Annotated in this window: 20 protein-coding genes; 15 read left to right on the top strand and 5 right to left on the bottom strand. The window is 35.9% G+C overall.

What is annotated here, in order from left to right; translation table 11 throughout:
- Window positions 1-15: 15 nt before the first annotated feature.
- On the bottom strand, window positions 16-4,485 hold the full coding sequence (locus ACFOWM_RS04815) for an Ig-like domain-containing protein (protein WP_379707545.1): 4,470 nt from the start codon (window positions 4,483-4,485) through the stop codon (window positions 16-18).
- A 162-nt stretch (window positions 4,486-4,647) separates the two neighbouring features.
- On the opposite strand from ACFOWM_RS04815, the gene htpG reads away from it, so the two are divergent.
- Window positions 4,648-6,513: a molecular chaperone HtpG gene (htpG, locus tag ACFOWM_RS04810; RefSeq protein ID WP_379707544.1), complete on the top strand. Its 1,866-nt coding sequence runs from the start codon at window positions 4,648-4,650 to the stop codon at window positions 6,511-6,513.
- A 48-nt stretch (window positions 6,514-6,561) separates the two neighbouring features.
- Here htpG and ACFOWM_RS04805 read toward each other — a convergent pair whose 3' ends face one another.
- Genes ACFOWM_RS04805 through ACFOWM_RS04795 form a run of 3 tightly spaced genes read right to left on the bottom strand, consistent with a single transcriptional unit; the run spans window position 6,562 to window position 9,916 of the window.
- Window positions 6,562-7,230, bottom strand: coding sequence for a class I SAM-dependent methyltransferase (locus tag ACFOWM_RS04805; protein ID WP_379707543.1), 669 nt, complete (start codon window positions 7,228-7,230; stop codon window positions 6,562-6,564).
- A 9-nt stretch (window positions 7,231-7,239) separates the two neighbouring features.
- A complete protein-coding gene (gene recJ, locus ACFOWM_RS04800) occupies window positions 7,240-8,949 on the bottom strand; it encodes a single-stranded-DNA-specific exonuclease RecJ (protein WP_379707542.1) in 1,710 nt (569 codons plus the stop codon).
- 4 nt (window positions 8,950-8,953) lie between these two features.
- A complete protein-coding gene (locus ACFOWM_RS04795) occupies window positions 8,954-9,916 on the bottom strand; it encodes a polyprenyl synthetase family protein (protein WP_379707541.1) in 963 nt (320 codons plus the stop codon).
- Between the two features lie 240 nt (window positions 9,917-10,156).
- Between ACFOWM_RS04795 and ACFOWM_RS04790 the strand changes: the two genes are divergently transcribed.
- The 8 genes from ACFOWM_RS04790 to ACFOWM_RS04755 all read left to right on the top strand — a co-directional run bounded on the left by ACFOWM_RS04790 (window position 10,157) and on the right by ACFOWM_RS04755 (window position 17,107).
- Window positions 10,157-11,851 carry an OmpA family protein gene (locus ACFOWM_RS04790; protein WP_379707540.1) on the top strand — a complete coding sequence of 565 codons (1,695 nt, stop codon included), beginning with the start codon at window positions 10,157-10,159 and terminating at the stop codon, window positions 11,849-11,851.
- Window positions 11,852-12,027: 176 nt separating this feature from the next.
- On the top strand, window positions 12,028-12,858 hold the full coding sequence (locus ACFOWM_RS04785; RefSeq protein ID WP_379707539.1) for an outer membrane protein assembly factor BamD: 831 nt from the start codon (window positions 12,028-12,030) through the stop codon (window positions 12,856-12,858).
- Window positions 12,827-13,168 carry a DNA-directed RNA polymerase subunit omega gene (locus ACFOWM_RS04780; RefSeq protein WP_379707538.1) on the top strand — a complete coding sequence of 114 codons (342 nt, stop codon included), beginning with the start codon at window positions 12,827-12,829 and terminating at the stop codon, window positions 13,166-13,168. The genes ACFOWM_RS04785 and ACFOWM_RS04780 overlap by 32 nt, the downstream gene beginning before the upstream one ends.
- A 73-nt stretch (window positions 13,169-13,241) precedes the next feature.
- Window positions 13,242-14,426, top strand: a complete 1,185-nt coding sequence (gene coaBC / locus ACFOWM_RS04775) for a bifunctional phosphopantothenoylcysteine decarboxylase/phosphopantothenate--cysteine ligase CoaBC (RefSeq protein ID WP_379707537.1) — start codon at window positions 13,242-13,244, stop codon at window positions 14,424-14,426.
- A gap of 1 nt (window position 14,427) precedes the next feature.
- Window positions 14,428-15,345: a type IX secretion system protein PorD gene (gene porD, locus ACFOWM_RS04770; RefSeq protein ID WP_379707536.1), complete on the top strand. Its 918-nt coding sequence runs from the start codon at window positions 14,428-14,430 to the stop codon at window positions 15,343-15,345.
- Window positions 15,345-15,725 carry a DUF4296 domain-containing protein gene (locus ACFOWM_RS04765; RefSeq protein WP_379707535.1) on the top strand — a complete coding sequence of 127 codons (381 nt, stop codon included), beginning with the start codon at window positions 15,345-15,347 and terminating at the stop codon, window positions 15,723-15,725. The genes porD and ACFOWM_RS04765 overlap by 1 nt, the downstream gene beginning before the upstream one ends.
- Window positions 15,706-16,404: a CoA transferase subunit A gene (locus tag ACFOWM_RS04760; RefSeq protein WP_379707534.1), complete on the top strand. Its 699-nt coding sequence runs from the start codon at window positions 15,706-15,708 to the stop codon at window positions 16,402-16,404. The genes ACFOWM_RS04765 and ACFOWM_RS04760 overlap by 20 nt, the downstream gene beginning before the upstream one ends.
- Window positions 16,405-16,450: 46 nt before the next feature.
- Window positions 16,451-17,107, top strand: a complete 657-nt coding sequence (locus ACFOWM_RS04755) for a CoA transferase subunit B (RefSeq protein WP_379707533.1) — start codon at window positions 16,451-16,453, stop codon at window positions 17,105-17,107.
- A gap of 55 nt (window positions 17,108-17,162) precedes the next feature.
- On the opposite strand, the gene ACFOWM_RS04750 is transcribed toward ACFOWM_RS04755, so the two are convergent.
- A complete protein-coding gene (locus ACFOWM_RS04750) occupies window positions 17,163-17,852 on the bottom strand; it encodes an aspartate/glutamate racemase family protein (RefSeq protein ID WP_379707532.1) in 690 nt (229 codons plus the stop codon).
- A 301-nt stretch (window positions 17,853-18,153) separates the two neighbouring features.
- Here ACFOWM_RS04750 and pckA point away from each other — a divergent pair, with 301 nt between their 5' ends.
- From pckA to ACFOWM_RS04720, 6 genes are all read left to right on the top strand, one after another.
- Window positions 18,154-19,764, top strand: a complete 1,611-nt coding sequence (gene pckA / locus ACFOWM_RS04745) for a phosphoenolpyruvate carboxykinase (ATP) (protein ID WP_379707531.1) — start codon at window positions 18,154-18,156, stop codon at window positions 19,762-19,764.
- 253 nt (window positions 19,765-20,017) lie between these two features.
- The gene (locus tag ACFOWM_RS04740; RefSeq protein WP_379707530.1) at window positions 20,018-21,313 is read left to right on the top strand and encodes an aminopeptidase P N-terminal domain-containing protein; all 1,296 of its coding nucleotides are present in this window, start codon (window positions 20,018-20,020) and stop codon (window positions 21,311-21,313) included.
- A gap of 3 nt (window positions 21,314-21,316) precedes the next feature.
- Entirely contained in the window at window positions 21,317-22,084 is a 768-nt protein-coding gene (pssA, locus tag ACFOWM_RS04735) for a CDP-diacylglycerol--serine O-phosphatidyltransferase (protein WP_379707529.1), read from the top strand.
- On the top strand, window positions 22,081-22,329 hold the full coding sequence (purS, locus tag ACFOWM_RS04730) for a phosphoribosylformylglycinamidine synthase subunit PurS (protein ID WP_379707528.1): 249 nt from the start codon (window positions 22,081-22,083) through the stop codon (window positions 22,327-22,329). Before pssA ends, purS begins: the two co-directional genes overlap by 4 nt.
- A 35-nt stretch (window positions 22,330-22,364) precedes the next feature.
- On the top strand, window positions 22,365-23,030 hold the full coding sequence (rsmI, locus tag ACFOWM_RS04725) for a 16S rRNA (cytidine(1402)-2'-O)-methyltransferase (protein ID WP_379707527.1): 666 nt from the start codon (window positions 22,365-22,367) through the stop codon (window positions 23,028-23,030).
- Between the two features lie 81 nt (window positions 23,031-23,111).
- Window positions 23,112-25,040, top strand: coding sequence for a M1 family metallopeptidase (locus ACFOWM_RS04720; RefSeq protein ID WP_379707526.1), 1,929 nt, complete (start codon window positions 23,112-23,114; stop codon window positions 25,038-25,040).

The raw sequence follows: 25,040 nt of genomic DNA, 5'->3' as shown, positions 1-25,040 counted from the left end.
AAAGGTGTAACTGTTTTATAAAACAACTACTGTACTTTCTGCAATCTTCTTGCCTTGTGCATCTCTTACAATAATAAAATATTGTCCTTTTGCATGTTGACTAATATCAACTTTCATATTACTGAATGGAACATTGTTATTATATACTTTTTCAAAAACCCTACTGCCTTTATTATCATAAACAGTAACCGTTCTGCCATTTAAATTGGTACCGCCATTATTAAATGCTACATTAAAAATACCACGGTTAGGGTTAGGGAAAACAAAAGCAACATCAGCAACGGCTGAGTTTACAAATACATTGCTAGATGAAGCACCACAGCTATTTTGTTGTGTTACATTCACCACATAATTACCTGCTTCACTAGCAGTTACAACTATACTGTTGCCAGTAGCGTTTAAAATAGTAGTACCATTTTTAACCCACTGATAAAAATAATTATTATTTGATGGTGTTACCGAAGCAGTTAAGGTTACAGGAGTGCTTGGTGTTACACCTGTACTAGGTGTTGCAGTAACAGTAATAACTGGTGTAGGTGCAACATTTACAGTTACACTTGCACAAGCGGTGGTGTTACAAACACCTTCAATTCTTACAAAGTAAGTGGTGGTGGTAGTAACCACAACATTATTTAATACTGCACCCGTACCTACTAATGTGCCACCACAACTAGCAGCGTACCATTTGTAGCTAGCGCCAGTACCTAAAGTACCGCCTACTGCCGTTAATGTTACAGTGCCAGAAGTACCACAAATTTGTGTAGCACTTGTTGTAGCAGCTGTTGGTGCTGTTGATAAAGTATTGATTACAACTGGAGCTGTAGTACTAAATGTAGCACAACCACCATTAGCAGCAATGGTGTATGTAACGGTATAGCTACCCGGAGTACTAGCAGCAATATTAATATCACCAGTACTAGCATTAATACTTAAACCTGTTGCAGCTGTATAAGTACCACCTGCAGTACCCGTTCTTGTTACAGAAGCAGTACCTGCGTTGGCACAATAAGGTGTGCCTGCGTAACTAATGGTAGCACTAGGTGCAGCATTTATAGTAACAGTAGCCGTAGTGCTAAACGTTGCACAACCGCCATTAGCAGCAATGGTATATGTAACGGTATAAGTACCCGGTGTACTAGCAGCAATGTTGATATCACCAGTAGTTGCATTAATGCTTAAACCTGTGCCAGCGGTATAACTGCCACCAGCAGTACCTGTTCTAGTTACTGTAGCCGTACCAGCATTACTACAATAAGGTGTGCCAGCATAACTAATGGTAGCTGATGGTGCTGCATTAATTACAATAGTTGCAGTAGTGGTAAAAACGGCACAACCACCATTAGCGGCTACAGTATAAGTAACCACATAAGCACCTGCAATACTTGTAGTTGTATTTACAGCGCCGGTTGTTGGGTTAATAACTAAACCCGTTGGTGCACTAAATGTACCACCAGTAGTACCTGTAAAAGTAACGTTGGCTGTACCTGCATTGCTGCAATAAGGCGTACCTGCATAACTAAAGCTAGCATTTGGTGCTGCATTAATTACAATAGTTGCCGTAGTGCTAAATGCTGGGTTACAAGCATCAATAGCAGCTATGGTATAAGTAACTACATAACTGCCAGGTGTACTAGCACTTAAGTTAACAGCGCCGGTTGTAGGGTTAATAACTAAACCCGTTGGCGCACTAAATGTACCACCCGTGGTACCTGTTAGTGTTACGTTAGCTGTACCTGCATTACTGCAATAAGGTGTACCTGCGTAGCTGATTGTAGCACTTGAAGTTGGTTGAAATAAATAACGAGTATATACCGGATAGTGATCCGTGGTGGTGGTACCATAGTTGGTTACCAATGACGTAACATCTGTTAATATACTAGCAGAGTTTGTTAAATAATTACACTTCATTTCATTTGAAAGTAATACATGATCAATTACATCATTATAACTTACTGTTGATTTTTTACCTGCTAAACTCAATGCCAATGTTGGTGAAAAGTAATTACCTGCATCATCAATAAATTGTTTGTATGATGATAATTTAGGCGTTATACCAGCAGTAATAGTAGAATCTAAATCATCATTAAAATCACCCAACATAATGATATTATCATTAGGGAAGTTATTGTTTAAGAAAGTTCTTAATGAATCGTTTCCTGCTTTTCTTCTGTTATATGATGTTAAGGTAGGCGATGTATTAGCCTTTGCATGTACAATTACAAAACGTACAGTTTTAGTAACGCCATTTAAGGTGGTAGTACCTGTTACCATAAAAGGGAAACGCCCACTTGCATACCAATTATAAGCAGGGTTACTAATATCAGCAGCACTATTGATACCAGCTGATAACAAAGCTTGTGTAGTTACACCACCTGGGAACAACGAAGTTTTGTAAATCATGCCTAATTTTTGTGCTTCTGATAATGGGCCAGCCCCTGGTTGGTTAGGGTTGGTGTATGAGCCATAATTACTCAATACATAACTATAACCTGGCATTTGGCTCACAATATTCGCCAACCTTGGTTCACTTACCACTTCTTCTAATGCATATACATCTGCATTTAAGTTTTGCAAAATCGTTTTAATATTTTGCTCTTGTTGGTTGTCGTTGGTTGGGCCTAAAGTTGTTGAACCAAACCATTCAATGTTCCAGTTAACAACATCTAAAGTACTAGCAGCATCAATGCTATTACCTCTGGTTACAATAACTGTATCAGCAACACCAGGTGTGCTATAAGTTATAGTACCTGTAAAGTTTTGGTTTACAGCTGTTGGTGTAAATTGAACATATACCGTTTGTGAAATATTATTGGCTTCTGCTTGTGTATAACTAATGCTATTGGTGAAACTACCATTGGTTTTTGAAATTAAGAAGTTACCATTAGCTGTTACGGTTACACCGCCAGTAATATCATTGCCAACAAAATTCATCGTCTTCACCAAGGCGTTACCGTTTGGTACAAACCCAAAATTAATTTCACCTGTACTAGGTGTTAAAGTAGCAGGAGGTGCTATTGGTGAGTTATCAATTTTAATATCATCTAAAGTCCATCTAGCCCCATCATCATCAGTTGAGTTATATACAAAAGCAATGTAAGTATTCGCAGTTTTATAAGCACTTAAATTGATGTTTTGACTCAACGTCCAAATATCGCTTGCTTGTACAGGAAATTGACCATTCAAATCAACCCAAGTAAAGTTATTAGGGTTACCCGTACCAGGGTAGTTGGTTGATACCCTTAATTTTAAAGGAGTACCATTAAAAGCTGTTCTGCTCCAAAATGATAATAAAGGGAATTGGGTACCTACTAAATTGAATGCAGGACTAATCAACCAATCTTCATTAATAACATTTGAGCCACTAGCAAAACCATTGATTTGTACGCCATTCGCTGCACTAGCACTTGGGTTAGCAGCATCGTGTCCAAAAGTGGTACAAGCCCATACTTGTGGTCCGGTTACACTAAAGGCAGTAAAACCATCAGATAAAGCCGATGTACAAGTATTAAAATTATAATTGTAAATAGTAGTACCTGTTGTAAAATTCCATGTGCTGTTATCATTAATACCTGCAAATAAATTGTCTGCTGCATCTTTAAATGCTGTTGCATCAATATTTATGTAGTAAGCCGTACCGGGTTGTAAGGCATTGATAGTAATGCTAGCGTTGTTGGTAGTAGTTGTTACTGCCGCACTCGTTACATCAATAGTTTGTACTGTACTATTATCACTTATTTTTTTGATGATAATATTACCTGTATTTTTTATAATTGGTTCACTAAAGTTGATGCTTAAATTGGTACCTGTTGAAACGTTGGTAGCATTATCAGCAGGTGTTAATGTAGTAATGGTAGGCGGTGTAACATCAGCCCCACCACCTGCAACGGTAACATTTATTTTTAAATCATCAATACGCCAGTTGGCGGTACCTGCGCCAGGAGAACCTGCGCCATTATGTCCATAAATTCTAAAAGTGATTACGGCACCTGTTCCACTTGAAATATTGGTTGTATTTGATTTTAATGACCAAGCAGAGTTGTTAGCGATGGTGCCCGTGGCTACATCTGCAACGTAATTATCATTGCTTGTACGTATGGTATAAGCTTGTGGGCCTGTACCAGTTGATCTTGTACCGAAGCTTATATTATTTAGAGTTACTACACTGCCAGCAGCTGGGGTTAAGCTAAACTCAAAATAAGCACTTCCCGAAGCAGCAGTATTTATAGCGCCAATTCTTGCTGCTGCACCTGCATTAAATTGGCCACTAGCGCCTGTATAACCTGTTGAGGCACTGGCAGTGGTGAGCAAAGTGGTAGTACCATTGTTATTGCCTTGCGCTAAAGCACTAATAGTAAGGTTTGTAACAGGTACACCGGCAGATGGACTGCCATTGGCTGCGGTGGTTCCAAAGTCCCAACTCACATCTGTTTGTGCATTACACATAATGCTTACAAAAAGCATTACAATTGCGTAAACATACTTCATAAATTATTTTTTTAAGGTGCGAAAGTAAACTAAAAATGCAAGCAAAAATGGCTATTTACATGAAGTAACAATTAGTTTACGACAACTGACAGATTTTCCGCAATATGCCTGTGGTATTCTATTTGACAGATAGTGGTTAGTTAAACAAAACGTTCATTTATTATGCAAAAAGGTAATATTAGGGTACAAACAGAAAACATTTTCCCTATTATAAAGAAATTTTTATACAGTGAGCATGACATTTTTATCCGTGAACTTGTCAGTAATGCAGTAGATGCTACGCAGAAAATAAAAACATTATCATCTATCGGCGAAGCAAAAGGCGATTTAGGCGAATTGCGTATTGATATTACACTCGATGCTACCAATAAAACATTAACCATCAGTGATAGAGGGGTTGGTATGACGGAAGAGGAAGTAGACAAATACCTCAACCAAGTAGCTTTTAGTGGTGCAGAAGAATTTTTAGAAAAATACAAAGGCCAAAACGAAAACAACATCATCGGGCATTTTGGTTTAGGTTTTTACTCATCATTTATGGTAAGTGAAAGAGTAGCCGTTGTAACCAAAAGTTTTAAAGAAGGCGCAGCCGCTGTACGTTGGGAGTGTGATGGTAGTCCAGAGTTTTCATTAACCCCTGCCGAAAGAGCTTTTAGAGGCACCGATATTATTTTACATATTAACGAAGAAAGTAAAGACTTTTTAAACGCTTATAAAGTAAAAGAAACGCTTGAAAAGTTTTGTAAGTTTTTACCTGTACCAATCTATTTTAAAGATGTAAACGAAACAGTTGAAGCACCTAAGGAAGGAGAGGCGCTTGTTGAGCCTAAAGCCATCAATAATACTACACCAGCTTGGACCAAAAAGCCAGCCGATTTAACCAAAGAAGATTACGAAAATTTTTACAGAGAGCTATATCCTTTCAGTGAAACACCTTTATTTTGGATTCATTTGAATGTTGATTATCCGTTTAACCTAACTGGTATTTTGTATTTCCCAAAAATTAAACAAAGCCACGAAATACAAAAAAATAAAATTCAATTATATAGCAACCAAGTATTTGTTACAGATGAGGTAAAAGACATTGTTCCAGAGTTTTTAATGTTGTTGCATGGTGTAATTGATAGTCCGGATATTCCATTAAATGTGAGTAGAAGTTACCTACAAGGCGACCCTAACGTTAAAAAAATCAATGCCCATATCACAAAAAAAGTGGCTGATAAATTAGACGAAATTTTTAGAAACGAACGTACCGAGTTCGAACAAAAATGGGAGAGCCTAGGTTTATTTGTGAAGTATGGTATGATGACCGATGATAAGTTTTTAGACAAAGCCAATAGTTTCTTTATAATGGAAGATACCCAAGGTAAATTCTATACCAAAGAAGAATATATTTCAGCTACTGCAGCACAAAAAAATAAAGATGGTAAACAGGTTATTTTATATAGTACCAATCCGGTACAGCAAGATGCTTACATTACCCAAGCCAATGCCAAAGGTTATGTAGTGGTAAAGATGGAAACCTTGGTAGATGCGGCATTTATCAACACTGTTGAAATGAAGTGGAACGATTTTATTTTCACTAGGGTAGATGCTGATATTGCAGATAATTTAATTGATAAAACCGATGCTGCTGAAAGCGTATTAACCAACGATGAAGCCGATACTTTGAAAAAATTATTTGAACAACCGCAAGACGGACTTCATATAACCGTAGAAGTAAAAGGGTTAAGTGCTGATGCACCACCTGTAACCGCTACTAGGCCAGAGCAAATGCGTAGAATGAAAGATATGGCTGCTGTAGGTGGCGGTATGGCTGCTTTTTATGCTCAAATGCCAGATGAAGTAACGTTAACCGTAAACGGTAACCACAGCATATTCAGAAGTATTTTAAGTAATACTGAAGCTGCACAAAAAGAAAAATTAGTGCGTAACCTTGCTGATTTGGCGTTGCTTTCACAAGGTTTGTTAACTGGTAAAAATTTAACACAATTCATCAGCCGCAGTGTTGAAATAATGGAAAACTAAAGTCTATTTGTTTGTGATATTAATAGCCTGCACTTTGTGTAGGCTATTTTATTTTTCAAAAATGGCGCCCTCTAAATATATTTTTTCTTTGTAGTAGTATACTTGTTTGTAACCAAATGATTGCAATACTTGTTTTTCAAGTGGGTTGATGTAAATAATGGTCATTTTACGAGGATTGTTTGCCAAACTAATATCAATATTTTCCATTACGCCACTCATAATCACTTCATCAAACGGGTTGAACATTAAAATACAATCAACATCAGCTGCAATTTCAAAATAAAAAGCATCGTTATGGTATAAATTGATTTGTGTATTTGGGTACTGTTGTTGTGTAATAGCTGTGTTTGCTTTGGCCTCCATAAACAATGCCTTTGATAACTCAATACCACTCAATTTGGTAGCACCCATAGCTGCAGCCACACACAAAGCCCTGCCTTTACCACAACCAATATCTAAAAAATGTTGGCATTGCTGTATATGAGCCTTATCAAAAAAATGTTCAATAACATCATACGACACAGGCATGTAAATAGTAGCATGTGTAATATCAATACCCATTTTTGCTAATGATTTTAATTCATCTGCACCGGTGGTATTAATGCCATATTTTTTTTCACCTTTTATTTCATTTCGAATAATGTGGATGGCGATTGATATACTCCAGTTACGGGCTATGTAAAAAAAGTACTTGAGGTATTGAAAAAATGGTTGCAATAAAATAATTTAATGGGTTGATGATGGTTTAAAATCAATAACTTTTAATTGGATGGTTTTATGACCATTCCATTCGTTTTCATCTAAAGTATAAACAATATCAACAGGTTGGTTGTTTTGTAACAAATGAAATTGATGTGCCATATTAAATCCTATACCTGTTACGGTTACATCGTTCTGTTGCACAATAAATTTTATATGGGCTTCTTTTAAAACTTTTGAATAACCGGCATCCTTACAATTTTTAGTAATAAATACAGGTCGCATATTTTCTGGTCCAAATGGTTCCATTCTACATAATATGTTGTAAAAGCTTTCTTTGATTTCACTAAAGTCAATTTGTGCATCAATAATAATTTCTGGCACCAACAATTCATCAGGTATAGTGGCCGCCACTACACTTTCAAATTTATCAGTAAAGGCTGCTAAGTTTTCTTTGGCTAAGGTTAAACCTGCTGCTGCAAAATGACCGCCGTAAGCAATTAATAAATCTTTACACTCATAAATGGCTTCATATAAATTAAAACCAGGTACACTACGGGCACTCCCTGCAATGTGTTCTCCACTTTTGGTTAATACAATAGTGGGGCGGTGGTAATGCTCAATAAGCCTACTAGCCACAATACCCACTACACCTTTATGCCAATGTTCATTGTACACAACACAAGTTTTTTTAAGTTGCAGTGCTGCATCTTCTTTTATTATTTCCAAAGCATCTTCAGTAATGGTACTATCGGCTTCTTTTCTATCTTTATTATCAGCATGCAACATATCTGCAAAAGCTTTTGCCTTTTCAACATCTTTTTCAATAAATAGTTGTACAGCTTTTTTGGCATCATCCATTCGGCCGGCTGCGTTTACCCTTGGTGCAATTACAAATACCACGTTGGTAATACTCATGGCTTTTTGTATGCCAGCTAATTCCATCAATGCTTTAATGCCTGGTAAGGGGTTGCTATTAATTTTTTGTAAGCCATGGTAAGCCAAAATGCGGTTTTCGCCTGTCATGGGTACAATATCTGCAGCTATTGCAATAGCCACTAAATCAAGATAGCTGTATAATATTTTTTCAGAAAGGTGCAATTGTTGTGTAAGGGCGGTCATTAATTTAAAACCTACGCCACAGCCGCACAGTTCTTTGTAAGGGTAGGCACAATCAGCTTGTTTGGCATTTAAAATAGCGGCGGCATCTGGTAAAACGGGGCCGGGTAAATGGTGGTCGCAAACAATAAAATCGATACCTAATGTTTTGGCATAAGCAATGAGCTCAACAGACTTTACGCCACAATCTAAACAAATGATTAGTGTAATACCTTTAGCTGCTGCAAAGTCGATACCTGCTTTGCTCACTCCATAGCCTTCTCTATAACGGTGTGGAATATAAAAATCTATTAAATTGGCATCGTACACCTCACACAAAAAGCTATACATGCTAGCTACAGATGTAGTGCCGTCTACATCATAATCACCAAATACCAATATTTGCTCTTTGTTGTTGAAAGCTTGTATAATTCTATCAACAGCTTTTTGCATATCCTTCATTAAAAAAGGATCATGCAGGGCACTCAAGGCTGGTACAAAATAATCTTTCGCAGTTTCAAAAGTAGTAATGGAACGCTGCGATAAAATTTTACAAATGCTAGGGCTTACTTTTAAGTAGCGGTGTAATGATGTAACGGTTTCATCATTAAAGGGTAGTATTTTCCAACGTTTTTGCACGGCATTAAAATTTTCTATCGGTAGTGTAAAATACCAAATCTTTTAAAGCAGTTTTTACAGGCGAATCGGGGTAATGATCTAAAATGGTAATGGCAGCATCTCTATACTCCATCATTTTTTCAGTAGCATATTGTATACCGCCAGTTTTTACTACTGTATCAATTACCCATTGTACTTTTTGCTTATCTCGATTGTTATTTTTTACAATATAAATAATTTTTCTCATGGTAGCATTATCTACATTGTTAAGGGTATAAATGAGGGGTAGGGTCATTTTCTTTTCTTGAATATCGTTACCGGTGGGTTTGCCAACATTATCGGTACCATAATCAAATAAGTCATCTTTAATTTGAAAGGCGATGCCTGTTTTTTCGCCAAATAATTTCATTTGTTCGCAAATGTCTTTATTTTGGGTGGTGCTATAAGCTCCTACGCCACAGGCAGATGATAAAAGTGAAGCTGTTTTATTTTTAATAATTTCAAAATATACAGCTTCGTCAATATTTAATTTTCGGGTTTTTTCAATTTGTAACAATTCGCCTTCACTCATTTGTTTAATGGCGCCAGATAATATCCTTAATTGTTCAAACTCATTGTTATCAGTTGAAAGTAATAAGCCTTTTGACAATAGGTAGTCGCCTACCAAAACCGCAATTTTATTTTTCCAAACTGCATTTATAGAAAAAAAACCTCGGCGTTCCATTGATTCATCTACCACATCATCATGCACAAGGGTGGCTGTGTGTAACATTTCAACCAAGGCAGCTGCACGGTAGGTACTTTCATTTATGGGCCCATGTAATTTGGCACTTAAAAACACAAACATGGGGCGGAGTTGTTTGCCTTTTCTTTTGATGATGTACTTCATCACCGTATCTAATAAGGGGGTATTACTTTTAACCGCATCTGAAAATTTTGATTCAAATACTTTTAACTCCTCACCAATAATTGCTGTAATACCTTTCATCCAATGATTTAAAATGGCAATTTAAGATAGCTTATTGGTAATAATGTGTGTTTTATGTAAATAATATATTTTTTTTCGTTTTATGCAACTAACCAAGTGATTATGATGTCATAAGATAACAAATTACGCCAAGGTTAAATTATAAAGAAATGATAAAAAAACTTTGTACATTTAACACAGTTGTATACATTTGCAATTAATCAATCAGAAAATTTTCGAAAATTCAACAATTATTAAGTTATGGTAAGCAAAAAGTTAAAATTATTAGTAACCCTTTTAATGCTTGTTTCGGTGAGTGCGATTGCACAAACTGAGGGTGCAAACAACGGTTATATGAATGGTGGATACAGCATCTACGATTCATCAGTTGTTCCAAGCAAAAAAATGGGTCAACAAAACGAGTTCTGGAATAACAACTATTCATTTCCAGCTAAACCTCGTAACATGTGGGAAGTTGGTGTGAGTACAGGTATTTTTACTGTGAGTGGTGACGTTTCATCTCGTCCTTTTACAGCGCCTAACTTTGGAATTCACGTAAGAAAAGCATTGGGTTATTTGTTCTCTTTAAGATTACAATATGTTAATGGTATTGGTAAGGGTATGAACTGGAAAGGTTCTAACAACTTTTACAAAAATGATCCATGGAGAAATGCTGGTTATTTTGCACCATTGCGTACACAAGCTGGTCCTATCGTAAATGCAAACGCCACAACTACTACCACTGGTAATGCTGACTACGTATTTTACAATTACAAAACAAAAGTGCAGGATTTAAGTTTACAAGGTATTTTTACTTTGAACAATGTAAGATTCCACAAAGCTAAAACTGGTTTCAATATTTATGTTGGTGCTGGTTTTGGTGCTAGTTTATATGAAACAAAAGTAAACGCTTTAAATGATGGAAATGGCGGCGGAAACTACGCAACTTTGTTTAGAAATGTTTTTAATAAATATGCTGCAACTGGCGAAAGTTTCTACAAAAACCGTAAAGATATTTTAAAGGAATTGAAAAACGGAATGGATGATACTTATGAAAGTGCTGGCCAAAATAACATTAACAGAAGTGGTACTCGTCCTAAGTTAGGTAGCAATACTTTAAAACCATCTGGTACTTTAATTGCCGGTGTTGCATTCAAGTTAGGTAAAAGAATTAATTTAGCTATTGAAGAGCGTTTCACATTAATTAAGGATGATTTATTGGATGGTCAACAATACCAAGAAAACCCAGTTGGTGATGCTGCTGAAACAAGAGATTTTGATTCATACAACTATGCATCAGTTGGTTTAAACTTTAACTTAGGGGGTAAATCTGTTGAGCCTTTATACTGGTTAAACCCATTAGATTATGCTTACAGCGAATTAAATACGCCTAAGCACATGAAATTACCAAAACCATCTTACGAAGATGCTGATGGTGATGGTGTAGTTGATCAATTAGATCGTGAACCAAACACTCCAGCTGGTTGCCCTGTTGATACACACGGTGTAACTAAAGATACTGATGGTGATGGTGTTCCAGATTGTAAAGACAAGCAATTAATTACGCCTACAGAGTGTCAACCAGTAGATGCTGATGGTATTGGTAAATGTCCAGAGCCTGCATGTTGCAAAAATGCAGTAGTTGTTCCACCGGTTACTTGCCCTAGCGATTACCCAAGTTTAACTTTCAAAGGAAATGTTCAAACATTGAGTAACGATGCTAAAGCAATGTTAGCTACTGTTGCTTCTAAGTTAAAAGCTAACCCTACATGTTCTATTACTGTAAATGGTTACCCTGAGGCTTCTAAAGCATCTCAAGCAGTATGTAACAAGCGTAACGAAGCTATCAAAAATTACTTAGTAGAAAAAGAAGGTATCAGTGCTGATCGTATCTCAACTAACTGCGAAGTTGGTGATGGTACTAACAAAAACACTGTTGATATCAAATCTAACTAATATCAATATTTTGCTTAATAACGAAAGCCCTTCTTTTTAGAAGGGCTTTTTTTTGCCATCAACTTTAATAATGAATTGATTACTTGTTTTATTACAATTACATTAACGTACTTATTTTGGAAGCTAAATATTATTAGTAGACATTTGAAAAAAAATTGCTAATTTTACAACTCTTTATGAAGTCGATTTTCAAGTTATTTTTTATTGTTGGTATTTTAGCGGGGGCAACCTCTTGCAGTAAGTTTAGTAAAATCCAAAAGAGTACAGATATAAACTACAAATTGCAGAAAGCTGACGAATACTATGCTAAAAAGAAGTACCGTAATGCCCAGTTATTATACGAAGAATTGTTTCCTGCAATGAAAGGGTCTGAAAAATTTGAAGATCTATATTACAAATATGCATTTTGCTTTTATTATGATAAGCAATATAAAGATGCAGAAAACCTGTTTAAAGGTTATTTAGAAGTATTTCCGAATAGCCCGAGAGCAGAAGAAGTTGATTTTACAAGAGCGTATTGTTATTTTAAGGAAAGCCCGAAAATTGAATTAGAGCAAACCAATACATTGAAGGCGATGAATATGATGCAAACGTTTATTAATACGCATCCAGGATCGCCCCGTAACAAACAAGCATCTGATATTATTGATGAGGGTAGGGCTAAGCTTGAGCTAAAAGAAGAAAGGGCTGCACAATTGTATTATAATTTAGGGCAATACAGATCAGCCGGTATTGCATTCGACAATTTATTAAATAATTTCCCTGAATCACCAAAAGGTGATCAATATAAATTAATGGTTGTAAAGTCGTACTACAAATTCGCAAAATTAAGTATTACTGAAAAACAACAAGAACGTTTTGAAAAAGTAACTACAGAATATTCTGATTTTGCTGATCGATTTCCTGAAAGCAAATTATTGAAAGAGGCTGAAGATTACAGTAATTTAAGTAAAAAACAAATAAAAGAACTTACAAATGAGCAAACTACGCCGTCAGCTAAGCTCTAACACAAGTAGCAGTGTTGAGCCAAAGAAATTATCTGATATGAAAGATAAAACAGGTAATTTATACGAATCAATTGCAGTAATGGCAAAAAGAGCAAATCAAATTAACATCAGTGTTAAAGAAGAGTTGCACAGTAAATTAGAAGAGTTTGCTAGCCATACTGATAGCCTAGAAGAAATTCATGAGAATAAAGAACAAATTGAAATTTCAAGGGCTTATGAGCGTATGCCTAATGCGGCTTTATTAGCTACTACTGAGTTTTTGGAAGATAAAGTTTACTTCCGTAGAAATGATGAAGATCTTTTTAGTTAATATTCAGTTTTACAGATGGCATTCAAGTAATTATTTATAATTTTAACGACGGTTTTGCCGTCGTTTTTTATTTATGCTGCAAGGAAAAAAAATTCTATTAGGCGTTTCAGGAAGTATAGCTGCGTATAAGGCAGCTGCACTAACTAGACTATTGGTAAAAAATGGTGCAATCGTTAAAGTAGTAATGACGAAAGCTGCTACCCATTTTATTACGCCTCTCACATTATCAACCCTATCAAATAATAAAGTGCTTACACATTTATTTGAAGAAGATACTTGGAGTAACCATGTAATGCTTGGCCGTTGGGCCGATGTAATGGTGATAGCCCCTGCTAGTTGTAATACTATCGCTAAAATGGCTCATGGTATTTGTGATAATATTTTACAAGCCATTTATTTATCAGCCACCTGTAAAGTAATGATTGCACCTGCTATGGATGAAGATATGTGGCATCATTCATCTACCAAACAAAATATTGAAAAACTTGCCAGTTTTGGAAATACCATTATACCTGTAGCAAATGGGTTTTTGGCAAGTGGGTTAATGGGTGAAGGTCGCATGGCCGAGCCTGAATACATCGTTGATTACTTGAACCAATATTTTCAAGACAGTAATGACCTACAAGGTAAAACTGTATTGATAACGGCTGGTCCTACACAAGAAGCTATTGACCCTGTAAGGTATATCAGTAACCACAGTACAGGTAAAATGGGTATAGCCTTAGCAACTGCTTGTTACCAACGTGGCGCTACTGTAACCTTGGTGCTGGGCCCAACCAATGAAGTGGTACCACCAAACACCAATATAGTACGAGTGGTTACTGCCCAACAAATGATGGATGCCTGTATTCATGTTTTTGATAAAACCGATATTGCTATCATGTGTGCTGCAGTGGCAGATTATACCCCTGTTCATGTAGCAACAGAAAAAATAAAAAAGTCTGATCAAAACCTAAATATAGCCTTTACCAAAACACCCGATATATTAAAACATTTAGGCACCATAAAAAAAGATCATCAAATATTGGTCGGTTTTGCTTTAGAAACCAATAATGAAAATGAATATGCATTGCTTAAATTGCAACAAAAAAATGCTGATTTTATAGTGCTTAATTCCATGAAAGATAAAGATGCTGGTTTTGGGAAAGACACCAATAAAATTACCATATTTAGTAAAGGAGGTACAGTAACATCTTTTGAAACAAAAACTAAAGAAGCGGTAGCTCATGATATCATCCATACAATATTAAACCACTAATATGCAAAAAATAGTAAGTGTCATTATTTTTACTGTTGCAAGTTTTTACGGTTATGCACAAGAGCTCAATGCAAGGGTAACCGTATCAGCAGCGCAGGTAAACAATACCGTTAATAAAAATACTTTTTTAACCTTACAAAATGCACTCAACAATTTTTTAAATAATAGAAAATGGAGTAAAGATGCATATGCACCCAATGAAAAAATTGACTGTACCTTCTTTTTAAATATACAATCAACAGAAGAATTAAATGTTTACAGTGGCTCACTCACCATACAGGTGGCTCGTCCGGTGTATAATACCAACTATTTATCGCCCATCATTAATTTTAAAGATGATGATATCATTTTTAAATACATTGAATTTCAGCAATTAGAATTTAACGACAATCGGGTTACTGGTTCTGATGCACAACTCTCAAACCTTACAGCCATATTTGCTTATTATGCCAACATGATTATAGCTTTTGATAATGAATCATTTGCAATAAGAGGTGGCGAAGCAAACTTCTTAAAAGCTCAAAATATCGTTAACAATGCGCCTGATGGAAGAGGTATTAAAGGTTGGAAAGCATTTGATGGTATTAGAAACAGGTATTGGTTGGTAGATAATATGCTCAATACCCGATACGCCATCATGAATGATGTGTACTATAATTATTATCGTTTAGGGCTTGATAAATTGTACGATGATGAAAATACAGCTCGGTCAGAAATCATCAATGTATTAAATCAATTAGCGGTTTTTAACAACGAAAACCCTAATACCATGATCAATCAGTTTTTCTTTCAAGGAAAATCTAATGAGTTGATAAAAGTATTTTCAAAAGCACTCCCTCAGGATAAAGCCAAAGCTATTGAACTACTCACTAGGCTTGATGTTACCAATGCAAATAACTATAAAGAAGGCTTGAAATAATGAAGCAATTAATTTTATTATTTTGTTTGATTGTAGCTTTATCAAGTTGTAATAATAAGGCTCCTAACGATATTTTGCCTCCAGCTAAAATGGAGGCCATATTATTAGATCAATTTATGGCCGATGCCTTTACTAAAGAATATTTAGCAAAGGATACCTTACTTGATTTAGAAAAAGAAAATTTAGTTATTCAAGAGAAAATATTTAAGAAATACCAAACTGATAAAAGTACCTTCTACAATAGTTATAAGTATTACATCGAGCATGAAGAATTAATGCGCCCTATTTTAGATTCTATCATGACCCATCAAAATACCCGAAAACAGAGTGAGCGGTACAAAAATTTATTAAAAGTAAAGAATGAACAAAATAAAGAATAACGCTGACGAAGCAATAAAAGATATTCAAGATGGTCAAACCCTCATGTTGGGCGGTTTTGGTTTATGTGGTATACCTGAAAACTGTATTGCTGCTTTGGTGGCCAAAGGCGTTAAAAATTTAACCTGTATTTCAAACAATGCAGGTGTTGATGATTTTGGTATTGGTTTAATGTTGCAGCAAAAGCAAGTAAAAAAAATGATTGCTTCTTATGTTGGTGAAAATGCTGAATTTGAGCGTCAACTCCTTTCTGGCGAATTAGAAGTTGAGTTAATACCACAAGGCACATTGGCTACACGTTGCATGGCAGCTGGCTATGGTATGCCTGCAATTTTTACACCTGCAGGTGTAGGTACCGAAGTAGCCGTAGGTAAAGAAGTACGAAATTTTAATGGCAAAGATTACCTAATGGAATATGCTTTTGAGGCAGATGTTGCCATTGTGAAAGCTTGGAAAGGCGATCATCAAGGTAATTTAATTTATAAAGATACAGCACGTAATTTCAACCCTTTAATGGCTATGGCAGCAAAGTATACTATTGCTGAGGTTGAAGAGTTAGTGCCTGATGGTACTTTAGATCCTAATTTTATACATACACCAGGCATTTATGTACATGCCATTTTTCAAGGTAGTCATTACGAAAAAAGAATTGAACAACGTACTGTTCAAAAAAAATCATAAACTTCAATAATGCACAAGCGTTGTTCGCTTTCAAAAATAATTTTTTATGGCATTAAATAAATTTCAAATTGCTCAACGAATTGCACAAGAGCTGCAAGATGGTTTTTATGTAAACCTCGGTATTGGTATACCAACTTTGGTTGCCAATTATATACCTGCTGGTATGAATGTAGTATTGCAAAGTGAAAATGGTTTATTGGGCATGGGGCCTTTTCCTGTTGAGGGCCATGAAGATGCTGATTTAATCAATGCAGGTAAACAAACCATTACAACTTTACCAGGCTCCTCTATTTTTGACAGTGCATTGAGCTTCGGAATGATTCGTTCTGGCAAAATAAACCTAACCGTTTTGGGTGCAATGGAGGTTAGTGAAAAGGGTGATATTGCTAATTGGAAAATACCCGGTAAAATGGTAAAAGGTATGGGTGGAGCTATGGATTTGGTAGCAAGTGCCAAAAACATAATTGTGGCTATGATGCATACCAACCCAGCTGGTGAAAGTAAATTGTTGAAAAACTGTACGTTGCCTTTAACAGGTACCAATTGCGTAAAAAAAATAGTAACTGATTTGGCAGTGATCGATGTTACCCCAACAGGTTTTTTATTAATTGAAGTAGCACCGGGTGTTACTGTTGATGAAGTTATACAAAAAACAGCAGCTCCTTTAAAAGTGAGTGATAGTGTAAAAGAAATGCAGTTTTAATATTCTTAATTAAGTAAGCGTCAGGGATTTCAATATTGAAATCCCTGACGCATTTTTATGACAAGGCAAATTTTACTGCAGCTTGTGCATGTAAATAAGTTGTATCAAAAATAGGTATATCAAAATCACTTTGTTGCACTACCATTGGTATTTCTGTACAACCAGCTATAATGCCTGCTGCTCCTTTAGCTGTCATTTTTTCAATAATGGTTGCGTACATATTTTTGGTAGCATCGGTAACAATACCCAACGATAATTCTTTATAAATACTATCATTTATTAAAATGCGGTCCTCTTCATCTGGTACCAAAGTTTCAATACCCATTTCAAATAAAATATCTTTAAAAAAGGGGAGGTTCATTGTATATTTTGTACCAAGTAATGCTACTTTATTAATTGTTTGCTCTTGAATAGCTTTGGCTGTTACTTCGGCAATGTGTATAAGTGGTACATCTATTGTACCAGCTACATGTGGTGCAATATGGTGCATGGTATTAGCACATAGTAAAATACAATCGGCGCCAGCAGTTACCAATCCCTTAGCTGCATTTGATATAATAATGGCTATTTCATCCCATTTGTTGGCTGCCGTTAATGCAGCAATGGGTGGATAGTTTACAGAGTGTACCAAAACCTTAGCAGTGCTTTGTTGTGCTGTTTTCTCAAAAACCAACTGATTCATGTATCTATAATAATCTATTGTTGATACCCATCCTGTACCACCTACAAGTCCCACTGTTTTCATATAAAAATTTTTAATGTATAAAGTTAAATGAAGCAGTTTATTGCTTTGATAATAAAGTAAAACTTGGCGGCCTAGTTATTGCATTTTTTTTAATTAATAATTGCTATAAAGTAGTTTTATATGAAATATTTAGGCAGTTCTTTAGAAAATAATTTATTTTATTATTTTTATTTAGAAAATATCTATTTATCCTTCGCTTTTTTGTTATATTTTAATAATTTTTTAAATTTTTACACTTAATCAAAATTTGCTAGCACTCATACTTAAGCTACATTTGCACCCTCACTAAACAATACATGATATGTCAGTATCAACAATGCTTGAAACAGTCAATGATATTTTGGCCGAAACAGGTATTCATACTACCCAAAAAGTTCATTACCAGTTAACCCCCACACAACTTACTGAAGCTACTCTACAAAGAGGCGAAGGTGTATTAAACGATACAGGTGCGTTGCTCATTAACACGGGTGAATTCACTGGTAGAAGTCCTAAAGATAAATTTACCGTTAAAGATGCACTTACAGCTGATGCAGTAAATTGGAACGACTTCAACATTGCTATTACACCTGAGGTTTTTGATAACATGCATCAAAAGTTGTTACAGTATTTGGGTCAAAAAGAGTTATGGGTTAGAGATGCTTATGCATGTGCAGACCCTACATATCGTTTAAATATTCGTGTGGTTAATGAAAACCCTTGGAGCAATTTGTTTGCTTACAATATGTTTTTACGACCAACTGATGAGGAGCTTCATGGTTTTAAACCAGAGTGGACCATACTTCAAGCACCCTCATTTAAAGCAGATCCTGCTGTTGATGGTACTCGTCAACATAACTTTGCTATGGTAAGTTTCACCAAAAAAACAATTTTAATAGGTGGTACAGGCTACACTGGCGAAATGAAAAAAGGTATATTCACCATCCTTAATTTCATCTTACCGCATCAAAAAAATGTATTAAGCATGCATTGCTCTGCCAATATTGGTGCAGCAGGCGATACCGCCATTTTCTTTGGTTTAAGTGGTACGGGTAAAACTACTCTCAGTGCTGATCCTAACCGTAAATTAATTGGTGATGATGAACATGGTTGGACGCCAGATACCGTCTTTAATTTTGAAGGTGGCTGCTATGCTAAATTGATTGATTTAAGTGCTGAAAAAGAGCCAGAAATTTACAACGCTATACGCCCAGGTGCTTTGGTTGAAAACGTAACTTTTTTGCCGGGCACCAACACAATCGATTTTGCTAGCAAAGCTATAACTGAAAATACCCGTATTAGCTATCCATTACATTTTATTAGCAATGCCATTGAGCCATCAATTGGTAGTACGCCTAAAAATATTTTCTTTTTAACGGCTGATGCGTATGGTATTTTACCGCCCATTAGTAAACTAACACCGGGTCAAGCTATGTACCAGTTCATTAGTGGCTACACCGCTAAAGTAGCAGGTACTGAAGCTGGTGTAAAAGAGCCAACGGCTACATTTAGTGCATGTTTTGGTGCTCCGTTTTTACCATTACACCCCGGTAAATATGCCGAAATGTTGGGTAACAAAATGAAAGATACCAACGTAAATGTTTGGTTAATTAATACAGGTTGGAGTGGCGGCCCTTATGGGGTTGGTCAACGTATGAAATTACCTTACACAAGAGCAATGATTACCGCTGCGTTAGAAGGCGCATTAGATAATGTTGCATTTGAAGCACACCCAGTATTTGGTATGCAAATGCCTACTACTTGTCCGAACGTACCATCAGAAATTTTGAACCCACGTAACACATGGGCTGATGCTACTTATTATGACGAAAAAGCAAACAACTTAGCTCAATTATTTGTAAACAATTTTAAAAAGTACGCTGATGGCGTATCTGCTGAAATTTTAGCAGCCGCTCCAAAAGTAACTGCTTAGGGCTTACATATATTAAAACCAAAACGGCCTCAACATGTAAAGTGTTGGGGTTTTTTATTTGGGGCGGTCGGCATTGGTGCATTATTCAACTGCAGTTCGGGCTGTTGGTAGTACGCCGTCTTTCGCTACGCTACAGTTGGCGGTACTACTGTCCATCCCGCCGCTTTTTAGCATTTTAATACCATGCAACAAATAGTACAGGTTGCGTTAATATGCTTTAAAAAAATTATATTGCACATTCAAAAATAACATAATGAAATACCTGCCACTCAACCCAACAATATTTATTCAAAATAGAAAATCGTTTGCCGCTAAGCTTAAAAAAAATGCTATTGCTATTTTTAATAGTAATGATGAACTGCCTACCAACGGCGATGCATTGCATAAGTTTAAGCAAAATTCTGATTTATATTGGCTTACAGGTATAGAGCAAGAAGATACCATGCTCATCATCTACCCCGATAATGTTGATAAAACTTACCGAGAAGTGTTGGTTATTGTAAGGCCCAACGAGTTGAAAGAAAAATGGGATGGTCGCCGTCTTCGTATTGCCGAAGCGCAAGCTATATCTGGTATTAAAACCGTTATCTATTTAGATACATTAGATGCCATGTTACAAACATGGATTCATTTGGCAGAACATTTATATTTAAATACCAACGAAAATGATCGCAAAGCCAATACCATTGCTGTAAGAGATTATCGTTATGCCAAAGAAATGAGGGAACGTTATCCTTTGCATGAGTACCAACGTAGTGCTCCTATTTTAAAATCATTAAGGGCAATTAAAAGTGAAGAAGAGGTTGCCGTTATACAAAGAGCTATTGATATTACTGATATTACCTTTAGGCGTTTATTACAAATTATACAGCCGGGTATTATGGAGTATGAAATTCATGCTGAAATTTTACACTCATTTTTATCGCAACGTGCCACTGGCGAAGCCTATGGAAGCATCATTGCAAGCGGCGATAGAGCTAGGGTGTTACATTATGTTGAAAATAACCAAGAGTGTAAAAGTGGCGAATTAATTTTGATGGATTTTGGTGCAGAATATGGCAACTACGCCGCTGATTTAACCCGTACTGTACCTGTAAATGGTAAGTTTACCAAACGCCAAAAAGAAGTATACAATGCCTGTTTGCATTTGCATAAATATGCAGCAAGTATTTTAAAGCCAGGTATTAGTATTGTTGATTATACAGAGAAAGTAGGCGATGAAGCTACAGTTGTTTTTCAAAAAATTGGTTTGCTTACTAAGGCAGATGTTAAAAATGAAGATCCAACAAATAGAGCTTATCGCAAATATTTATACCATGGCATTTCACACCATTTAGGTATTGATGTGCATGATTTGGGTACCCGTACAGAACCTATTAAACAAGGGATGGTATTTACGGTTGAGCCAGGTATTTACATTGAAGAAGAGCAAATGGGTATCCGTATTGAGAATAACTTTTGGATCACAAAAAATGGGAATAAAGATTTAATGAAAAACATTCCTATTACAGTTGAAGAAATTGAAGCATTAATGAAGAAACGCTCTTAAAATATGACCAAGCAAATTCCGAATATATTTACATTACTTAACCTTATTTGTGGTTGTATTGCGATAGTATTTACTTTACAAAACGGTATCACTATTCAGTATGATGCTAATAACGCTCAGTTTATTGACTTGTCAGAAAAAATTTGGCTAGCCTCTTTATTTATTGGCATTGCAGCGGTAGTTGATTTTTTAGATGGTTTTGTAGCAAGGTTATTTAACGCCGCATCAGAAATGGGCAAACAGTTAGATTCCCTAGCTGATGTGGTGAGTTTTGGTGTGGCGCCCTCTATGATTTTATACCAGTTTTTACGTCGCAGTATAGCAGCAGAGCCCGATGGTATTGATGCATCTATCATATGGTTGTTGCCGGCTTTTTTAGTGGCTGCCGCAGGGGCTTATCGTTTGGCTAGGTTTAATATTGATACTACCCAACAGTATGGCTTTAAAGGAGTACCCATACCAGCTGCAGGTTTATTAATTGCTAGCTTACCCCTTATTTTTTGGCATACTAATAATGATACCATCAATAACATAATTTTAAACAAGTGGTTTTTGTATGCAGTTATTTTGGTGGTAAGTGGTTTAATGGTGAGTACATTACCATTAATGGCTTTAAAGTTTAAAGATGTATCTATAAAAAATAACTTACCCAAATATATACTTATTGTTTTTTCAATAGGTGCAGCCATTTTATTACAATGGTTAAGTGTGCCAGTAATATTTATCGGGTACATTATTTTATCTTTGGTTTTTAAAACAACAACAGCATGATTTTTTCTGCACAAATAAAAGTAATGCCTTTAAAAGATTTGTTAGACCCTCAGGGCAAGGCAGTTTTAGGAGGTTTAGCCAACTTAGGTATTACGAGCATTAATGATGTTCGTATTGGTAAACAAATTGAATTAACCATTGAAGCTGATAGTAAAGAAGCTGCACATCAAATTGCTACAGAAGCCGCTACTAAATTATTAGCCAATGCTGTTATGGAAATGTTTGAGGTTACCATAGTTGGGTAATTCAAATACCATTTTTTAAGTTTATTGTATACAACATGTTATACCTTGTACCAACGCCTATTGGCAACCTAGCTGATATTACTTTTAGAGCAGTAGCAGTTTTAAAAAGTGCTGATTTAATTGTAGCGGAAGATACAAGAACATCATCTGTATTACTGAACCACTATGGTATCAGCAAGCCGCTTTCGCCCTACCACCAACACAATGAGCATAAAGTAGCGGAGCACCTAGCTACGCAAATGATGGCCGGTAAAACCATTGCATTGTTAACAGATGCTGGTACGCCTGGTATTAGCGATCCTGCTTATTTATTAGTGCAAGCTTGTATTAAAAATAATATTGAAGTGCAATGTTTGCCAGGTGCTACTGCTTTTGTACCTGCGTTGGTTAATAGTGGCTTACCCATGGATCATTTTTGTTTTGAAGGTTTTTTGCCGCTTAAAAAAGGTAGACAAACTTTCTTTAAAAAAATGGCAGAAGAACAACGTACCATGATTTTTTACGAAAGCCCTATGCGTTTGCTGCGTACGTTAAAAGATTTAATAACTTATTTAGGAGAAGATAGGCTTTGTTGTGTAAGCCGTGAACTCACCAAAAAGTTTGAAGAAAACAAACGAGGTACACTTCAAACAGTGTTTGAACATTTTAGTGCAAAACCTGTTAAAGGCGAAATTGTTATTGTTGTAGCAGGAAAGTCGTAATTTTTTGAAGAATCAATCTTTCAAAAAATTGATAGCATCAATCTATTTACCGAAATTTACTATCTAAAAAAATATATACGAATGCAAAAAATCGTACTGATATGTTTAGCAACTTTGGCAAGTTTGCAAACAATGGCCCAGCCTGAAAATAGGTGGCAACAAAGGGTTAATTATAAAATGGTGATTAATGTTGATGCACCTAAAAACCAGTTTAAAGGTACCCAAAGGTTAGAATATAGTAATAACAGCGATCAAACTTTAGATAGGGTATTTTATCATTTATATTGGAACGCTTTTCAGCCCAACAGTAGTATGGATGTACGCAGTAGAGAGTTAGGTAAAGTGGCCGTAAATGGTCGTGCAGATTGGGATGCAAGGGTTCGTGATAGAATTTTAAAATTGAAGCCGGATGAAGTTGGCTATCAAAAAATTATTTCATTAAAAATGAATGGTGTTCCGCAACCATTCAAATACCATGAAACTATTTTAGAGGTTAATCTTACCAAAGCTATTGCACCAAAAACTAAAGTGGTGTTTGAAATGGAATTTGAAGCACAAGTGCCTTTGCAAGTAAGACGCAGTGGTAGAGATAACCCATCAACCGGCGTTAGGTTTAGTATGAGCCAATGGTACCCAAAAATGTGTGAGTTTGATTATGAAGGTTGGCACCCAACGCCATATGTTGCTCGTGAGTTTTATGGTGTGTGGGGCGATTATGATGTAACCATCAATATTGATAAAGAATATAAAATTGGCGGTACAGGCGTATTGACCAATGCTGCTGAAATTGGTTGGGGATACGATAAAGCTGGAACTGATTTAAAATCGATCACTTCAGCAAAGCGTACCTGGAAATTTGTTGGTAAAAATATTCATGATTTTGTTTGGGCTGCTGATCCTGAATATGTACACTTGGTTCGCAATATGCCTAATGGTGGACCAACATTACACGTTATTTACAATTATAAACCTGATAACGCTAAAAATGATGCAGATTGGAATACCGTTGCAGATGCAGCTGTTACTGTTTTGCCTTTTATTGAAAAGAATTTTGGTAAATACACTTACCCACAATATTCGTTTATACAAGGAGGTGATGGTGGTATGGAGTACCCAATGGCTACCTTAATTAACGGGCCAGGTTTGGGTACTGTTTTTCATGAGTGGATGCACACTTGGTATCAAATGATGTTAGGTACTAATGAAAGTATGTACTCGTGGATGGATGAAGGCTTTACAGAATTTTCATCACAGTTAGTTGATGATCATTATACTGAAAAAGTAAGGGTAGATCAAATGACAAAAGCAGGAAATACCAGTGGGTTAAAATATTATGATTCTATTGGTAAAGTGTTGCCGTTACACCATGCCGGTAGCTATGCATCGTACTTTGCATTGGCTAAAAGTGGCATTGAAGAGCCAATGACCACACATGCTGATCACTACAACACCAACTTTGCTTATAGTATTGATGCTTACTCAAAGGGCTGTACATTTATTAACCAATTGGGCTACATTGTTGGTAGCCAAACAAGGGATAAAATTTTGTTAGAATACTATAACCGTTGGCGCTTTAAACATCCTAACGCTAACGACTTTATGAAAGTGGCGCAAGATGTTAGTGGTATACAATTAGATTGGTACAAAGAGTATTGGATAAACACCACAAAAAAAATTGATTATGGTATTGATAGTCTTTGGGAAGAAAACGGTAGTACCAATATTAGGTTAAAAAGGGTAGGACAATTACCCATGCCAATAGATGTTGTATTAACCAAAAAAGATGGTACAACTGAAACCCATAGCATTCCACTAAACCTCATGTTTGGTGCAAAAAAAGAAGATGAAATAGGTAAATTTATTGTTGATGAAGAGTGGCGTTGGACACACCCTACTTATATTTTTAACACAAAAATTGGATTGAGAGATATGGTAAAAATTGAAATTGATCCTACCAGAAGAATGGCAGATGTTGATAGAAAGAATAATTTGTTAGAAATAACTTGGTAA

Source organism: Ferruginibacter yonginensis (assembly GCF_042651465.1).
In the GTDB taxonomy this organism is placed as follows: domain Bacteria; phylum Bacteroidota; class Bacteroidia; order Chitinophagales; family Chitinophagaceae; genus Ferruginibacter; species Ferruginibacter yonginensis.
This window is presented reverse-complemented; position numbering and strand designations above follow the sequence as displayed.

Coding starts and splice junctions, on each gene's coding strand:
- htpG (WP_379707544.1), top strand. CDS start 4,648: ATGCAAAAAGGTAATATTAGGGTACAAACAGAAAACATTTTCCCTATT.
- ACFOWM_RS04750 (WP_379707532.1), bottom strand. CDS start 17,852: ATGAAAACAGTGGGACTTGTAGGTGGTACAGGATGGGTATCAACAATA.
- pssA (WP_379707529.1), top strand. CDS start 21,317: ATGACCAAGCAAATTCCGAATATATTTACATTACTTAACCTTATTTGT.
- porD (WP_379707536.1), top strand. CDS start 14,428: ATGCAAAAAATAGTAAGTGTCATTATTTTTACTGTTGCAAGTTTTTAC.
- ACFOWM_RS04755 (WP_379707533.1), top strand. CDS start 16,451: ATGGCATTAAATAAATTTCAAATTGCTCAACGAATTGCACAAGAGCTG.
- ACFOWM_RS04720 (WP_379707526.1), top strand. CDS start 23,112: ATGCAAAAAATCGTACTGATATGTTTAGCAACTTTGGCAAGTTTGCAA.
- ACFOWM_RS04795 (WP_379707541.1), bottom strand. CDS start 9,916: ATGAAAGGTATTACAGCAATTATTGGTGAGGAGTTAAAAGTATTTGAA.
- ACFOWM_RS04785 (WP_379707539.1), top strand. CDS start 12,028: ATGAAGTCGATTTTCAAGTTATTTTTTATTGTTGGTATTTTAGCGGGG.
- ACFOWM_RS04790 (WP_379707540.1), top strand. CDS start 10,157: ATGGTAAGCAAAAAGTTAAAATTATTAGTAACCCTTTTAATGCTTGTT.
- ACFOWM_RS04780 (WP_379707538.1), top strand. CDS start 12,827: ATGAGCAAACTACGCCGTCAGCTAAGCTCTAACACAAGTAGCAGTGTT.
- ACFOWM_RS04815 (WP_379707545.1), bottom strand. CDS start 4,485: ATGAAGTATGTTTACGCAATTGTAATGCTTTTTGTAAGCATTATGTGT.
- coaBC (WP_379707537.1), top strand. CDS start 13,242: ATGCTGCAAGGAAAAAAAATTCTATTAGGCGTTTCAGGAAGTATAGCT.
- ACFOWM_RS04765 (WP_379707535.1), top strand. CDS start 15,345: ATGAAGCAATTAATTTTATTATTTTGTTTGATTGTAGCTTTATCAAGT.
- rsmI (WP_379707527.1), top strand. CDS start 22,365: ATGTTATACCTTGTACCAACGCCTATTGGCAACCTAGCTGATATTACT.
- purS (WP_379707528.1), top strand. CDS start 22,081: ATGATTTTTTCTGCACAAATAAAAGTAATGCCTTTAAAAGATTTGTTA.
- ACFOWM_RS04740 (WP_379707530.1), top strand. CDS start 20,018: ATGAAATACCTGCCACTCAACCCAACAATATTTATTCAAAATAGAAAA.
- pckA (WP_379707531.1), top strand. CDS start 18,154: ATGTCAGTATCAACAATGCTTGAAACAGTCAATGATATTTTGGCCGAA.
- ACFOWM_RS04760 (WP_379707534.1), top strand. CDS start 15,706: ATGAACAAAATAAAGAATAACGCTGACGAAGCAATAAAAGATATTCAA.